We start from the raw sequence: 13,385 nt of genomic DNA on the forward strand, positions 1-13,385 counted from the left end.
TGGCGGGTGATCGTTGCGCTGCCATGCCTGGCTAAGGAGCGCGCTGCATCCCATGTCGTCCGGAGCCGTCAACATCCAGTCCCATGGGGACAGTGCGCCGCCCTATCGCGTGGACGCGTCTCCTGGCATGGCCACGTGGCTGCGACAGCATGACGTCGCTCTCGCCCTCACCACCTATCAGATCGGGAAGCTCTTCCTCGTCGGCGCCCCGGACGAGACACGTCTCAACGTGACGGAGCGCACCTTCGAGCGCTGCCTCGGTGTGGCCGTGAAGGGAGACAGCCTCTACCTTGCCGGGCTGAACGCGATCTATCGCTTTGCCAATGTCGTTCCCAAGGGGCAGGAACTCGAAGGGCATGACGCCGTCTATGTCCCGCAGGTGGCCTGGTATACGGGCGACGTCTTCGCCCATGACGTGGGCGTACGGCCGGATGGGCGGCCGCTTTTCGTCAACACGCTGTTCGGCTGCCTGGCCACGGTGGACGAGGCGACGAGCTTCCGCCCGGTCTGGACTCCTCCCTTCATCAGCCAGTTGGCGCCACAGGACCGCTGCCACCTGAACGGGCTGGCGATGGACGAAGCAACGGGGCGCCCGGCCTATATGACTGCAGTGGCGGAAACCGACACGCCGCGCGGCTGGGCCGACAAGCGGGATGGCCATGGCGTCGTGCTCGACCTCGCCAGCAACGCCGTGATCTGCCGGGGGTTGAGCATGCCGCACTCGCCGCGACTCCATGGCGGGACGCTCCATGTGCTGAATGCGGGGACCGGCGAGCTCGGCATCGTGGATCGTGGGGCGGAGCGCTTCGAGCCGATCGCCTTTGTGCCGGGTTTCGCGCGTGGGCTCGCCCTTGTTGGCGGCTACGCACTGGTCGGGACGTCGCTGCCGCGGGCGAATCAGGTGTTCACCGGCCTGCCGCTCGAGGATCGGCTCAAGGCTGCGGGGCGGGAGCCGGAATGCGCCATGCTGGTGGTGGAGTTGGCGACGGGCGCGGTCGTCCACTGGCTGCGCCTCGGCGGGGTGGTGCGGGAGCTTTATGACATCGCGCTGCTGCCCGGCCACAAGAGCCCGATGCTGGTGGGCTTTGCCCAGGGCCAGATCAACCGGCTCATCAGCAGGGGCAAGCCAATGCCGATCGAGGCGTGAATTCGACCCGGGCTGGGAATGACGGTCTGAGTTGCAGTGCGACCGGAGCTCATGCCGTTTTGCTTCCACCGCGCCTGCTGAATGTGGTTCGCTTTCGGGGCCTAAACGCACGAAGACCGCCAACCGTGCGAGGTGACGGGCTTTTGGGATGCGAGGACCGCGTTCGGGTTACGCAGAACCAGCCTGAGATTTGCCTTGGCCAAGATTCCAGAGCGATCAGGTTCCAAGCACGCCGCGAGGCGGTTGAAAGCGATCTGCGCGGAGGGACGCCGCGGACGTAAGTCCGACCATCGGTATCCTCGCAGCAGCGTGTGCCTGCCTGCTCGGGCATCACGGCTTTCGGCTGACCGAGCACGCTCGGTCACGGCGATGCGTGCCGAGCCGGTGGCGACCTTCGTGAGGGAGTTGACAGGGGAGTGGCATCGGCTCTCGGGTGACCGCTCAACCGAGCGGGCCAATCTCAGCGTAAGCTGGGTAAAGTGGAGCGTAAGCTCTCCGATCTCATCGGCGTGATCGCCGATCAACTGCATGCGCCGGCTCTCCAGAAGCGGCTTCATGGGCTGACGAACCGCAGCGCGGAGCTTGAGCACCGGCTGGCTGGCGCCGACACCACGGTCTTCACCACTCGCCTGGAGCGTGATCCGCTGGGGTGGGATCACCGAAGCGGTGGATCAGCCTCCCGGAATAGCTGGATCGTGATCCCGTGAGGGCGGATGACACCCTCGCCGGCCCCTAACTGCGCAATGCCGGTTGGCGCAGCGCCGCGAGCAGCCGGTCAAGCTGCTCCGCGCCGCCATTCTCGGCCAGCAGGCGCCGCGCCGGCCCCTGGTCGCCCATCATCGCCTCGGCGATCGCGAGATTGACGCCGACCCGCGCCGGCGCGTCCTGCCAGCGCGAGAGCGTGCGCAGGATGGCCGCCGCCTCCGCCGCGCGGCCGGTCAGCAGCAGGGAGATCGCCAGGTTGTTGCCCGCCGGCACGCTGCCGGGATTGACCAGCAGCGCCTGCCGGTAGCTGCGCTGCGCCTCCTCATGCCGGCCAAGCAGGTCGAGCGCCACGCCGCGCCCGGTCAGCGCGCCGACATCGCGCGAGGATCCGGCGAGGATCTGGTCGAACAGCGGCAGTGCCTGCTCCACTTGGCCGGCGGCCAGGCGGATCCGCCCGAGCTGCACGAGCAGCGTGGCATCCGAGGGGCGGCGCTCCAGCGCCTGCCGCAGCACCGCCTCGGCCTGGGGGGTGCCGCCCTGGCGCTGCAGCGCGGCGGCGAAGCGGGCCTGGACCGTGGCGTTGCCAGGGTCCGCCGCCGCGGCCGCCCCCAGCATGGAGAGCGCGATGTCGCTGTGTCCGGACGCGTCCGCCGCCGCCGCGACCCGCAGGCGGGAGGCATTGTCGGCATGGCGCGTGGGACCGTCGGAGGAGCCGCCGCAAGCAGTGAGCGGGAGGCTGGCGAGAAGGGCAAGCAGCGGGCGGGGAAGACGCATCAGGGGCCTCCGAAGGTGCGGCCCATCTCCAGGACGGAGGGGCCGATCAGGGCGATGAACAGGGCGGGCAGGATGAACAGGATCAGCGGCCCGATCAGCAGCGCCGGCAGGCGGATGGCTTTCTCCTCCAGGCGGAGCTGGCGGTCGGCACGCATCTCGGCCGCCAGCACCCGCAGCGCCTGGGTCAGCGGCGTGCCGTAGCGCAAGGTCTGGGACAACGTGCCGGCCAGCTGCTTGAAGCCATCCACGCCGGTGCGGTCGGCCATCCGTTGCAGCGCGAGCCGGCGGTCGGGCAGCATGCGCATTTCCTGCACCAGCACATTCAGCTCGACCGCGATGGCACGGTTGGACCGCTCCATCTCCCGCGCCACGCGCTCCAGCGCGCTTTCCAGGCCGAGCCCGGCCTCGGCCGCCACCACCATGAGGTCGATGGCGTCGGGCAAGCCGCGACGGAGCTGCTTCTGGAAGGGGCGCTGCAGGCGGGTGACGATCCAGTTCGGCCCCGTCACCGAGAGCACCAGCGCCCCCGCCAGCAGCAGCCCCGCCTGTGGAAGATCGTAATCATGCATCCAGGCCAGCGTGATCGCGAGCAGCGGCAGCAACACCACCAGCGCCGCCTTGGCACCCAGCAGCACCGGCACGGCCTGGCGCGGGTTCAACCCCGCCGCCGCGACCGCCATCTGGAACTCCGCGAGATCCTTGGCCGAGGTGAAGGCGCTGTCGCGCAGCAATTCGCCCAGGCGCAGGATCGGCCGCAGCACGGCCAGGCCGATGCTGGCGCGCGCCTCGTCCCCGGCGGCGCGGTCCACCGGCCGCGCCAGGCCCTTCAGGCGCCCGCCCAGGTCGCGCTCCTCCGCGCTGCGGGCAAGCAACGCCGCGGCGAGGACCGCCAAGCCGATGGCGCCGGCCGAGGCGGCCGTCGCCAGCAGCAGCACGCCGAAATCGGACGGCACCGCCATCAGTCCTCCCCCGCCTTGCGGATCAGCCAGCGGATCGTCACGACACCGAGCGCCATCAGGCCGAGGCCCGCCATCAGCAGCTTCTGGCCGGTCGGGTTCTCGGTGAAGGCGCTGACGTAGAAGGGCTGGCTGAAGGACATGGCGAGGGCGGCGATGAACGGCAGGACGATCAGCAGCCCCGCCTGCACCTTCGCCTCGCCCGCCAAGGCCTGGGCCCGCTTGGCGAGGCTGACCCGCTTGCGCACCGTGTCGGCCAGGTTGTCGAGCGTCTCGGCCAGGCTGCCGCCGGTCTGCGACTGAAGGCCGAGCGTGACCGCGAGGAAGGCGAACTCGGTCAGGCCCGTGCGCTCGTAGACGCGCATCAGGGCCACGTCCACGCTGCGGCCGATGGTCATGTCGCCCAGCACGCGCGTGAACTCATCGCGGGTGGGCGAGGCGAGCTCGCGCGTGACGCTGCGCAGCGCCTCGGCCAGCGGCAGGCCAGCGCGGATGGCGCGCACCATGAGGCCCAGCGCCTCCGGAATCTGCTGGAACACCGCATCGCAGTAGCGCCGGTGCTGCCAGCCGAACATCGCGCGCGCGACCAGCAGGCCAGCCAGCAGCGCAACCGGCACCGCAAGAAGGCCGCCCATGAGATCGGCCGCGCGGAAGCCGGCGAAGGCCGCCACCACGAGGCTGGCCAACAGCACCACCACCCAGGGGATCACATGCTCCTGCGGGATGTCGGGGTGGTAGCGCAGCACCCGGAAGATGCGGCCGACGAGCGGGCTGGTCTCCCGCCGGCCGACGCGGATGCTGGGCAGGTCGGCGATCGCGGCCAGGCTCGCGCCGCGCGTCGTCTGGGCCGAGATCCGCTCCCGCAGGCGCTGGTTGCGTCGGCTGCCGACCAGGATCGCCGCACCCGCGCTCATCGCCGCGAGCAGCAGCGGCGCCAGGATGAGGAAGATGCCGGTCCGCGTCACGCCGTGTCGCCCTGCAAGGCGCGCATCCAGGCCTCGCCGAGGCCGAAATACTCCAGCCGCTCGTAGAAGCCGGGGCGGATCGCCGGGCTGTTCCAGCGCCCGCGGATGCGCCCGGTGGAATCCTCTCCCTGGTACTCGAAGGCGAAGATGTCGTTCATCGTGATCACCTCCCCCTCCAGCCCGCGCACCTCCGACACCTGGGAGACGCGGCGCCCACCGTCGCGCATGCGCTCGACCTGGATGATGATGTCCACCGCGCTCGCGATCTGCGTCCGGATGGCCCGCGCGGGCAGCGCGGCCTGCCCCATCAGCACCATGTTCTCGATGCGGGTCACGGCATCGCGGGCGGTGTTGGCGTGCACCGTGCAGTAGGAGCCGTCATGGCCGGTGTTCATCGCCTGGAGCATGTCGAAGGCCTCGGCGCCCCGCACCTCGCCCACGATGATGCGATCGGGCCGCATGCGCAGCGCGTTGCGCATCAGGTCGCGCTGGGTGATCTCGCCCCGGCCTTCGAGGTTGGGCGGGCGCGTCTCCAGGCGGACGACATGGGGCTGCTGCAGTTGCAGCTCGGCCGCGTCCTCGATGGTGACGATCCGCTCGCGGCCGTCGATCAGCCGGCTCATCGCGTTCATCATCGTCGTCTTGCCCGAGCCCGTGCCGCCCGAGATGACGACGTTGAGGCGGCAGCGCGCGGCGATCTCCAGGATGCGGGCGACCGGCGCGGACATTGAGCCGCCCTCGACCATGCCCTGGAAGTCCACCTTGCGCTTGGCGAACTTGCGGATGGAGATGCAGGCGCCGTCGATAGCCAGCGGCGGGAAGATGACGTTGACGCGACTGCCATCGGCCAGCCGGCAATCCACCAGCGGGCTCGATTCATCCACCCGGCGGCCGACGGTCGATGCCATCTTCTGCGCGATGGCCGCGACCTGCGCGCCATCGCGGAAGCGCACCGGCGATTTCCGCAGCTGGCCCCGCACCTCGATGAAAACGTTGTAGGGCCCGTTGATCATGATGTCGGAGATGCTGTCATCGGCCAGCAGCGGCTCCAGCGGGCCGTAGCCCACCATGTCATGGGCGAGTTCCTCGGCGATCTGCGCCTGTTCGCGTCCCGAGATCTCGATGCGGTCCTGGTTGGCCACCTCGTTCACCAGCGCTTCGAGCTGCTGGCGCAGCGCCGGCTGCGGCAGGTCCGAGGCGATGACAGGATCCACTCGGTCCAGCACCTTGAGGCGCAGCCGCTCCACCGCCGCCTCATGGCCCGGCGAGAACGGGCGCACCGCCTGGACGCGCGGGGAGGCCACGTCCTCGGCCGGCGTGAGCGGCTCGGTGGGGGCCTCCTCGATGACGAGCGGGCGCCGGCCGAAGGTCTTCATGCGGCCCTCCAGCGCGCAAACTGGCGCGCCAGCCAGGAGCCCGCCCCCTCGGCGGGGGCGCGCACGGCCGTGATCTCGCGCGTCAGCGGCGCCAGCGCGCGCCGCAGCTGAACGCTCTGGCGCAGCGCCGGCTGGCCCAGATTGGCGGCGCGGGGCAGCAGCTGCGGCAGGTCGGGGATGACGAGGTCGGGCGCCGCGCCGAGCCCCTGCTCCACCAGCTTCAGCGTCAGCCCTCCGGGCAGCCCGGCGCGGTTGAGCACCGTCATCGCGCGCAGGGCGCCCTCGGCCGGGAGCAGCTTGCGCGCCGCGATCGCATCTCGGATGCCCGCGACATCGGGGCTCATCACCAGCACCACGTGGCGCGCCATGTCGAGCGCCGCGCGTTCCGCCTTGCCGGGCGGCATCGGCATGTCGATCACCACCTGGTTGAAGCGCTGCTGCAGCATCTCGACCAGCCGGCGCACGCCCTCCTCGGTCGGCGCGGGGGCGGATTCCAGGGGCTCGTCCGCCGCGATGAGGCGCAGCCGCTCTTCGATCGGGATCACGACGCGGTCCAGGAACAGCGAGTCGACCCGCTCCGGATCCTCCAGCGCCACGCGCAGCCCGGTGCTGGCCTGCACGCCCAGCATCAGCCCGGCCGTTCCGCCGCGCAGATGCAGGTCCAGCAGGGCGACGTGGCCGCGCGCCACATCGGCCATCTGCAGGGCGAGGTTCACCGCAACGGTGGTGGCGCCGGACCCGCCCCGCACACCGCACACCGCCACCACCTGCCCGCTGCGGCGGGCCGCCGCCACTTGGCCCGCATCGCGCAGCAGATGCGGCGCGACCAGCCGCGCCGCCAGGTCCCGCGTGATCGGCTTGGCCAGGTATTCGGCGATCATCAGGTCGCGCGTCAGCTGGCGATAGAAGCCGATATCCGTCCGCTCGCCGATGACGATCACGCCGACATCGGGCGTGCAGACATGCGCCAGCGCCTCCAGCGCACCCAGCGGGTCGGCCAGCCCGCTGATGTCCACCAGCAGCGTCTCGGGCGCTGGCTCGCGTTCGAGCATGGCCGCCGCGACCAATGCATGGCCACGGCGAAGCTGCAGCTGGCCGGACGGCAGGTTGAGGCCTCCACGCAGCGCCGCCTCGCTCTCCTCATCCGTGACGAAGGCCAGCAGCTGCGCGCGGCGGCCGGCGCCGCGCCCCTCGGCAGCGCCGCCGCGGGCGATATCGGGGGCTTCGTGGACCGGGCGCTGCTCAGTTCGCATCCATTCCTCCCGCGGGCGGCGCCGCGACGGGCGCGCTGCCCGCCGCCCCCACCTGCGCGGCGCGGCTGTCGGGCAGCGGCCGCCGGCGGTCCTCGTTCAACCGCTGGATGGCATCGACCCCGGGCCGGGCCCGGTCGGTCGCGGCGGCCACGCCGCTCACCGCATGGCGCGGATCGGCCAGCATGGCGCGCAGGTTCACGTCGTTAACCCCGGTGGCGTGCCAGGTGTAGGGCCGGTCGAAATCGGTCGGCGCGCAGGCCGGCAGCGCCAGGCAGAGAAGGGCGGCAAGGGCGCGCATGGTGTTCACTCCAGGATGAAGCCGGCGTCGAGCCGGCTCTGGAATTGCGGCAGCGGGCTGCCGCGATCGAGCTGCCTTCGCAGCAGGATGCGGTCGAGGTCGGTCGCGGGCCGCATGCTGTCATTGGGCGTGCCAAGCGCGCGCGGGTCGGAGACGGGGCGCACCAGATACGGCGTGATGATGATCACCAGCTCCGTCTCGTTGCGGCGGTATCGGTCGGAGCGGAACAGCGCGCCGAGCACCGGGATGTCGCCGAGGCCGGCGAGGCCCTGGTTGCTGGTCGTCGTGCTGCGCTGCAGGAGCCCCGCGATCGCGAAGCTCTGCCCGCTGCCGAGCTCGATGGTGGTCTCGGCGCGGCGGACGGTGAGCGCCGGCACGCGCACGACGCCACCGGCCACCGGCAGGTTGATGGCGCCATTGTCCGACAGCTCGCTCACCTCCGGCCTGACCCGCAGGTTGAGGCGCTCAGGCCCCAGCACGGTCGGCACGAAGGCGAGGCTGACACCGAACTGCTTGAACTCGATGGTGATGTTGTTGGTCAGCGAACTGGCGGCGACGGGCACCGGGAATTCGCCGCCGGCGAGGAAGCTCGCCACCTCGCCCGACTGCGCGGTCAGGTTGGGCTCGGCCAGGATGGTGATCAGCTGGTCCGCCGCCAGCGCGTCGATGACACCATTGATGTCGAAGCGCGAGGAGCTGTAGCGCACCCCGTAGCGCGCGACCTGGCCGTTGGTCGCCGCGCTGCTGATGGCACCCGCGATGGCGCCCGCAATGCCGCCGGCCGTGCCCGTGCGCAGCCCGATCGCCCAGTTCGCGCCGTCATGCGCCAGGGCCTGCCAGTTGAAGCCCAGCTCACGCGTCACCTGGCGGGAGATCTCCGCCACGCGGACACGAAGATTCACCTGGATCGAGGAGAGCAGGTTCAGGTTGTTCGTCACCTCGCGCCCCTCCCCGCCATAGGCGCGGGCGATCGCCTCTGCGCGGGTGGCGGCCTCGGCCGTGGGCAGCGTGCCGGACAGCGCGAGCCCGCCCGAGCCCAACGGCGTCACCGTCAGCCCCTCCGCGCCCGGGACCAACCGGCGGATCATGTTCTGCACCGCGGGCGCGCCCGGGCCACCGCCGCCGCCGCCACCACCACCGCCGCCGAAGCGCTGCGCCTGCCGCTGCACCGTCTCCAGCGCGGCTCGGCCCGGCTGCACCACCACGTCATACTCGGCCACCGGCACGCCACCCTCGCCGGTTGCGATCACCGTGGTGCGGCCTGGCCCCACGGCCATGAGGAAGATGCTGTCGGGCGAGGCCGGCTGCACCCGCGCGATCCGCGGATCGGCCGCCAGCACAGCGACGGCCGGGGCCGGCAGGCGCAGCAGGCGGCCCGCGCCGGCCTCGAGAACGAGCGGCACCGCAGCGGCGGGGGCCGCGGCCGGCGCCGGCCGGGCGGGGGCGCCGGGCGGCGTGAGCGGCGTCTGCCGCGCGGCCGCAGGTGCGCGGGGCAGCTGCGGGATGTTGGTCTGGGCCTGGGCCACACCGCACAGCAGGACGGCCAGGAGGGGCAGATGCTTCAACGGAAGGTGACCTCGACCCGCTCATCCCCCTGGATGACCTGCATGCGGGCGCCCTGCGTGTGGGAGGACGCCGAGAGCGCCTGGGAGACATCGGCGCCGAAGATGGATCGCGCGGGGCTGGCGGCCTCGGCCTCGGGCGTTTCGCTCGACCGCACAGTGAGGGCGATGCGGCCCAGGCGGCTCGCCACCGCGACGCGCTCAGCCTGCTCGGCGCGGACTTCCAGGGTGATCGTCCGCGCCACGCGCGAGGGTGCGCCCTCCGCCCCGGCGCCCTGGGTCAGCTGCTGATCCACCGCGACGACGCGCGCATCCGCGAGCACCGTCTCGCCGATGACGCGCCGGCCGAGCGGCGCATCGCCCGGCTGAAGCTCCTGCGTCAGGATCAGGTCCACATGGTCGCCCGGCCAGATGAGCCCCGCCGTGCCCGTCACCAGATCGACGCCGACCGAGATGGCCCGCATGCCGGGCCGCAGCACCGAGGCCAGGAATCCGCGATCCCGCGCGCGAAGCACGTCATCGCGCTCCAGCACCGCGCCGGAGTCGAGGTAGCGCCGCAGCAGGGCGCCGCGAACGTCATTCCGGCTTTCGGCCGTGGCCGGCACGGGTGCGAGGGATGCGGCCTCGGGCGGCAATTCGCGTGCGACGAAATCCTCGTCCCTCAACAGGCTGCCGGCAGCCAGCGCGCGCGCGGCGACCAGGACGCGCGCGCGGGGCGCGAGGGCCGGAACCTCCGCCGTGCTCGCCACGGGCACGGGGCGCGGCTCGGCGGGCACGAGGAGAAACCAGGTGAGCGAGCCGAAGGCCACCGCCAGCAGCACCATGGAGAGGATCACGAGGCTGCGCAGGTACATGGCCTAGGCCACCCGGTCCCGCAGCAGCACCAGGATCGCGCCGGCGACGATGGCCACCGCATAGGGCACAGGCCCCCCACGGCGGAGCCGCCAAGCCTCGATCGCGAGCACACGGCCTGGCAGGACGAGGCGCGGCCGCGCCATGTAGCCGAGGCCGAGCAGGCCGCCGACCACGGTCGTGGCGAAGATGAAGTCCCAGGTTGCGGCAGGGGGCAAGCCGCAGGCGACCGCCGCGGCGAGCTTCACGTCGCCGCCACCGAGAAAGCCGCGCATCGCCAGGACCAGCAGCACGACAAACACCAGGACCGCGACCAGCACCGAAGCCAGCACCGCGCTCCAGCCCTCCGGCAGGCGCAGCATCAGGCCAAGGATGACCAGGCCCACGGGAATACCATCCGGGATCATGCGGGTCGCGAGGTCACGCCAGGCCGCAAGCAGCAGCAGGGCGGCGATACCCAGGACGGGCAGCAGGTTCAGCAAGACCTTCCATCTTCCGTGATTGGGGTAACCCGAAGACATGCCCGAAATCAGCGACAGCCGGCGCCGCAAGGACACCGGCCAACGCTGTTGGCGCTGCGTGACAGTCTTGACCAACGGAAATCAGGGCAGCAGGCCCGTGAAGGCGGCCAGCAGCTTCGGCGCGAAGGCGGCGACGGCAGCGCCCACCGCCGCGACGAGGGCGACGGCCATGACGGCGTATTCAGCGGCGGTCACGCCCCGGCGGTCGGCGACGGCGCGGGACACGGATTGGATCACGAAAGAAGCCATGATGATTCTCCTGGACGTTCAGGAAATTGGACCAGCCGCGAAAGCCCAATGCTACGGGTCTGGCTGCCGCTGACGCTCTGCTTGTCGCCCTGGGTAGCCCGGACGGGGAGGCGGAGATCGGCGGAGGACAAAGGCTAACTCCTGGTTTTCTGAAGCGCTCTGAACGACCCCTAAACTGCAGCAGATACAGTCGGAATACCTGTCCGGATAAGTTTGCCTTTATTCACGACACTTGCCGAATTCTGGCGACCTTCATCGACATTCGGCGAATGTCAGGATTTGTCGGAGAGAGGGCTTCGTGGGTCTCTGTGCAGTTGATTGAGTGACGGGCCTGGCAGTTCACGGATCGGCCGGCGCGGTATCGCCACAGCAGAACGCGCGCTGGTCACGCCGGTCCTGATGACCCTGATGCTTCGCGTGCATGACCTTGCAGACGGCTAACAGGCTTCCATTCGCCTGGAGCGCGCGGGCGTCCAGATGGCCATGAGCGGCACGGCCGACCTCGCCGCAATGCAGGGCGCCGTCATCAGCGCGCGGCCGGCCTTGAGCACGAGCGACTTGCCGCTCACGGCGCTGCGCTGCGAATGCAGCACCAGCGCAGCGAGTTGCCCATGTCGTCGCCCGCCTCAACCAGGCGCCCTGGCCGCCGCGGTAGGACCAGCTTCGAATTCGCGCTGGCCGGGGCCGTCGGTGACCACCGCTTGACTGCCTTGACCAACGGAGATCAGGGCAGCAGGCCCGTGAAGGCGGCCAGCAGCTTCGGCGCGAAGGCGGCGACGGCAGCGCCCACCGCCGCGACGAGAGCAACGGCCATGACGGCGTATTCAGCGGCGGTCACACCCCGGCGGTCGGCGATGGCGCGGGACACGGACTGGATCAAGCTAGAAGCCATGATGATTCTCCTGGACGTTCGAGAAATTTGACCAACGGAAATCAGGGCAGCAGGCCCGTGAAGGCGGCCAGCAGCTTCGGCGCGAAGGCGGCGACGGCAGCGCCCACCGCCGCGACAAGGGCGACGGCCATGACGGCGTATTCAGCGGCGGTCACGCCCCGACGGTCGGTAACGGCGCTGGAAACCGACTGGATCAAGACAGAAAGCATGATGATTCTCCTAAACGCTCAAGGATTGTGAAAAAAAATACTTTGCACCACCGAAGGTAGCGCATTGCCCTCTAGCGACTTAAGTAAAAACTCAGGTCACCCGAAGGATAAAAATCCGATACGGTCTTTTTTTCAACACGACAAACGAAAACGTTCCGTGTTTTCGTCGATTTTTGTCGTTCTGTAGAATTTTGTGTAGTTTTCTATTGAGCGCGATCGGGATATTGCGAAGCCACTGCGCAAAATGTGATGCATTCAAGCCGCGGGCGAGCCCGGCGAGAAAACCCCGCTTCCTGGCTGGCGCTTCATCGCCCCCGATCGGAGCGAATCTTGATGCACCACCCCCGGCTATCCCTCTGGCAAAGAATAGCGCGCGCTGGCCGCGACCGGCGTGGCGTGACCACCGTCGTGATCGCCACCAGCGGCAGCATCATCATCGGCATGGCCGCACTCGCGACGGAGGGCGCCTCCTGGTATCTCGCCGCGCGCAACGCCTCCACCGCGGCCGACCTCGCCGCCCTCGCCGGGGCGGGCGCCCTGACGCGTGGCGCCCAGCCCTCTCCTGTGGCGCTTGATACCGCCAGCCGCAACGGCTTCAGCGCCGCCAGCCCCGTTCAGGTGTACAGCCCTCCCGTCACCGGCGCTTATGCTGGCAATGCGGCCGCGGTCGAGGTGAGCATCGCGCAGACGCCGCGCCTCGGCCTGGCCGGGATGTTCCTGGCCTCCGCCCCGGTGGTGCGGGCGCGCGCCGTGGCCTTGGCCAATGCCGATGAGGAGGTCTGCATCCTCGCGCTCAACCAGCTCGACCTCGGCGGCAACAGCACCACCCAGGCAACGCGCTGCGCGCTCGCCGCCGGCGCGGGCGGCATCAATGTGCTCAGCAACGCAACGGTGCGCGCGGCGACGCTGGTGACGACCGGGGCGTGCCAAAACTGCACGACCGGCAATGTCTGGGCCGACAACAGCCGGTCGGCGCGCCCGGTCATCATCACCAACCGCGCGACGCCGGTCACCGATCCCTTCGAAAGCCTGGCCAGCTGGACGCCGACCCCGACCACCTGCCGGACCGTGCCGATCGGCAAGGGCAACGTCTCGATCACGCCGGCCCAGGGCGCGATCTGCACCGACCTGTCGGTCGGCGTGAACGACACGCTGACCATGGCGCCCGGGCTCTACTACTTCAGGAATGCCAACTTCACGCTGCAGGGCCGCATCAACGCGCCGGGCGTCACCATGGTCTTCACCGGCGATCCGGACCGCGTCGGCACGCTGCGCATCAGCGACAAGACCGGCGGCACCCTGACCGGGCCGACCTCCTCGCTGATCCCGGGCCATAGCGCGGCCCAGGGCGTCGTGGTCTACCGCGACGCGCGTTCGACCGCGAACGGCTCGACCCGTGAGCTGCAGCTCAATGGCGGCTCGACCATGACGCTGCGCGGCGCCGTCTATGCGCCCACTTCCGACGTCATCGTGAATGGCAACACCAGCCTGACGACGAACTGCCTCTCGCTCGTCGCGTGGAACATGTCGTTCTCGGGCCAGGAAAGCACCACGGTCGATGTCGCGGGTTGTGCCGGCTACACGAATTACGGCCTGCTGCGCACCGTAAGGCTGGTGGAGTAGCGA

General features: G+C 70.2%; 15 protein-coding genes. 3 read left to right on the top strand and 12 right to left on the bottom strand.

The features are described 5' to 3' along the window. Positions 1–52: 52 nt before the first annotated feature. Positions 53–1,147, top strand: coding sequence for a TIGR03032 family protein (locus R9Z33_RS17545; RefSeq protein ID WP_318647865.1), 1,095 nt, complete (start codon positions 53–55; stop codon positions 1,145–1,147). Between the two features lie 479 nt (positions 1,148–1,626). Then, on the top strand, positions 1,627–1,854 hold the full coding sequence (locus R9Z33_RS17550) for a hypothetical protein (protein ID WP_318647866.1): 228 nt from the start codon (positions 1,627–1,629) through the stop codon (positions 1,852–1,854). A gap of 25 nt (positions 1,855–1,879) precedes the next feature. On the opposite strand, the gene R9Z33_RS17555 is transcribed toward R9Z33_RS17550, so the two are convergent. From R9Z33_RS17555 to R9Z33_RS17610, 12 genes are all read right to left on the bottom strand, one after another. Continuing rightward, the gene (locus R9Z33_RS17555) at positions 1,880–2,626 is read right to left on the bottom strand and encodes a tetratricopeptide repeat protein (RefSeq protein ID WP_318647867.1); all 747 of its coding nucleotides are present in this window, start codon (positions 2,624–2,626) and stop codon (positions 1,880–1,882) included. Then, a complete protein-coding gene (locus tag R9Z33_RS17560) occupies positions 2,626–3,585 on the bottom strand; it encodes a type II secretion system F family protein (protein ID WP_318647868.1) in 960 nt (319 codons plus the stop codon). The genes R9Z33_RS17555 and R9Z33_RS17560 overlap by 1 nt, the downstream gene beginning before the upstream one ends. Beyond that, positions 3,585–4,547: a type II secretion system F family protein gene (locus R9Z33_RS17565; protein WP_318647869.1), complete on the bottom strand. Its 963-nt coding sequence runs from the start codon at positions 4,545–4,547 to the stop codon at positions 3,585–3,587. Before R9Z33_RS17565 ends, R9Z33_RS17560 begins: the two co-directional genes overlap by 1 nt. Next, a complete protein-coding gene (locus R9Z33_RS17570; protein WP_318647870.1) occupies positions 4,544–5,923 on the bottom strand; it encodes a CpaF family protein in 1,380 nt (459 codons plus the stop codon). The genes R9Z33_RS17565 and R9Z33_RS17570 overlap by 4 nt, the downstream gene beginning before the upstream one ends. Continuing rightward, a complete protein-coding gene (locus R9Z33_RS17575; RefSeq protein WP_318647871.1) occupies positions 5,920–7,176 on the bottom strand; it encodes an AAA family ATPase in 1,257 nt (418 codons plus the stop codon). The genes R9Z33_RS17570 and R9Z33_RS17575 overlap by 4 nt, the downstream gene beginning before the upstream one ends. Further along, entirely contained in the window at positions 7,166–7,474 is a 309-nt protein-coding gene (locus tag R9Z33_RS17580) for a hypothetical protein (RefSeq protein ID WP_318647872.1), read from the bottom strand. Before R9Z33_RS17580 ends, R9Z33_RS17575 begins: the two co-directional genes overlap by 11 nt. Positions 7,475–7,479: 5 nt before the next feature. Further along, a complete protein-coding gene (locus tag R9Z33_RS17585; RefSeq protein WP_318647873.1) occupies positions 7,480–9,039 on the bottom strand; it encodes a type II and III secretion system protein family protein in 1,560 nt (519 codons plus the stop codon). Continuing rightward, positions 9,036–9,890: a Flp pilus assembly protein CpaB gene (gene cpaB / locus R9Z33_RS17590; protein ID WP_318647874.1), complete on the bottom strand. Its 855-nt coding sequence runs from the start codon at positions 9,888–9,890 to the stop codon at positions 9,036–9,038. The genes R9Z33_RS17585 and cpaB overlap by 4 nt, the downstream gene beginning before the upstream one ends. A 3-nt stretch (positions 9,891–9,893) precedes the next feature. Then, positions 9,894–10,370: an A24 family peptidase gene (locus R9Z33_RS17595; RefSeq protein ID WP_318647875.1), complete on the bottom strand. Its 477-nt coding sequence runs from the start codon at positions 10,368–10,370 to the stop codon at positions 9,894–9,896. A 120-nt stretch (positions 10,371–10,490) separates the two neighbouring features. Further along, positions 10,491–10,658, bottom strand: coding sequence for a hypothetical protein (locus R9Z33_RS17600; protein ID WP_318647876.1), 168 nt, complete (start codon positions 10,656–10,658; stop codon positions 10,491–10,493). Positions 10,659–11,382: 724 nt separating this feature from the next. Beyond that, a complete protein-coding gene (locus R9Z33_RS17605) occupies positions 11,383–11,550 on the bottom strand; it encodes a hypothetical protein (RefSeq protein WP_318647877.1) in 168 nt (55 codons plus the stop codon). Positions 11,551–11,591: 41 nt separating this feature from the next. After that, on the bottom strand, positions 11,592–11,759 hold the full coding sequence (locus tag R9Z33_RS17610; RefSeq protein WP_318647878.1) for a hypothetical protein: 168 nt from the start codon (positions 11,757–11,759) through the stop codon (positions 11,592–11,594). Positions 11,760–12,155: 396 nt separating this feature from the next. Here R9Z33_RS17610 and R9Z33_RS17615 point away from each other — a divergent pair, with 396 nt between their 5' ends. Then, on the top strand, positions 12,156–13,382 hold the full coding sequence (locus R9Z33_RS17615) for a pilus assembly protein TadG-related protein (RefSeq protein ID WP_318647879.1): 1,227 nt from the start codon (positions 12,156–12,158) through the stop codon (positions 13,380–13,382). The last annotated feature ends 3 nt before the right edge of the window (positions 13,383–13,385 follow it).

It is taken from the genome of Sediminicoccus rosea (assembly GCF_033547095.1).
Taxonomy (GTDB): Bacteria; Pseudomonadota; Alphaproteobacteria; order Acetobacterales; family Acetobacteraceae; genus Roseococcus; species Roseococcus rosea.

Excerpts from the sequence above, each read along its gene's own strand:
- R9Z33_RS17560 (WP_318647868.1), bottom strand. The coding sequence starts at position 3,585 with ATGGCGGTGCCGTCCGATTTCGGCGTGCTGCTGCTGGCGACGGCCGCC.
- cpaB (WP_318647874.1), bottom strand. The coding sequence starts at position 9,890 with ATGTACCTGCGCAGCCTCGTGATCCTCTCCATGGTGCTGCTGGCGGTG.
- R9Z33_RS17570 (WP_318647870.1), bottom strand. The coding sequence starts at position 5,923 with ATGAAGACCTTCGGCCGGCGCCCGCTCGTCATCGAGGAGGCCCCCACC.
- R9Z33_RS17545 (WP_318647865.1), top strand. The coding sequence starts at position 53 with ATGTCGTCCGGAGCCGTCAACATCCAGTCCCATGGGGACAGTGCGCCG.
- R9Z33_RS17610 (WP_318647878.1), bottom strand. The coding sequence starts at position 11,759 with ATGCTTTCTGTCTTGATCCAGTCGGTTTCCAGCGCCGTTACCGACCGT.
- R9Z33_RS17605 (WP_318647877.1), bottom strand. The coding sequence starts at position 11,550 with ATGGCTTCTAGCTTGATCCAGTCCGTGTCCCGCGCCATCGCCGACCGC.
- R9Z33_RS17555 (WP_318647867.1), bottom strand. The coding sequence starts at position 2,626 with ATGCGTCTTCCCCGCCCGCTGCTTGCCCTTCTCGCCAGCCTCCCGCTC.
- R9Z33_RS17600 (WP_318647876.1), bottom strand. The coding sequence starts at position 10,658 with ATGGCTTCTTTCGTGATCCAATCCGTGTCCCGCGCCGTCGCCGACCGC.
- R9Z33_RS17575 (WP_318647871.1), bottom strand. The coding sequence starts at position 7,176 with ATGCGAACTGAGCAGCGCCCGGTCCACGAAGCCCCCGATATCGCCCGC.
- R9Z33_RS17580 (WP_318647872.1), bottom strand. The coding sequence starts at position 7,474 with ATGCGCGCCCTTGCCGCCCTTCTCTGCCTGGCGCTGCCGGCCTGCGCG.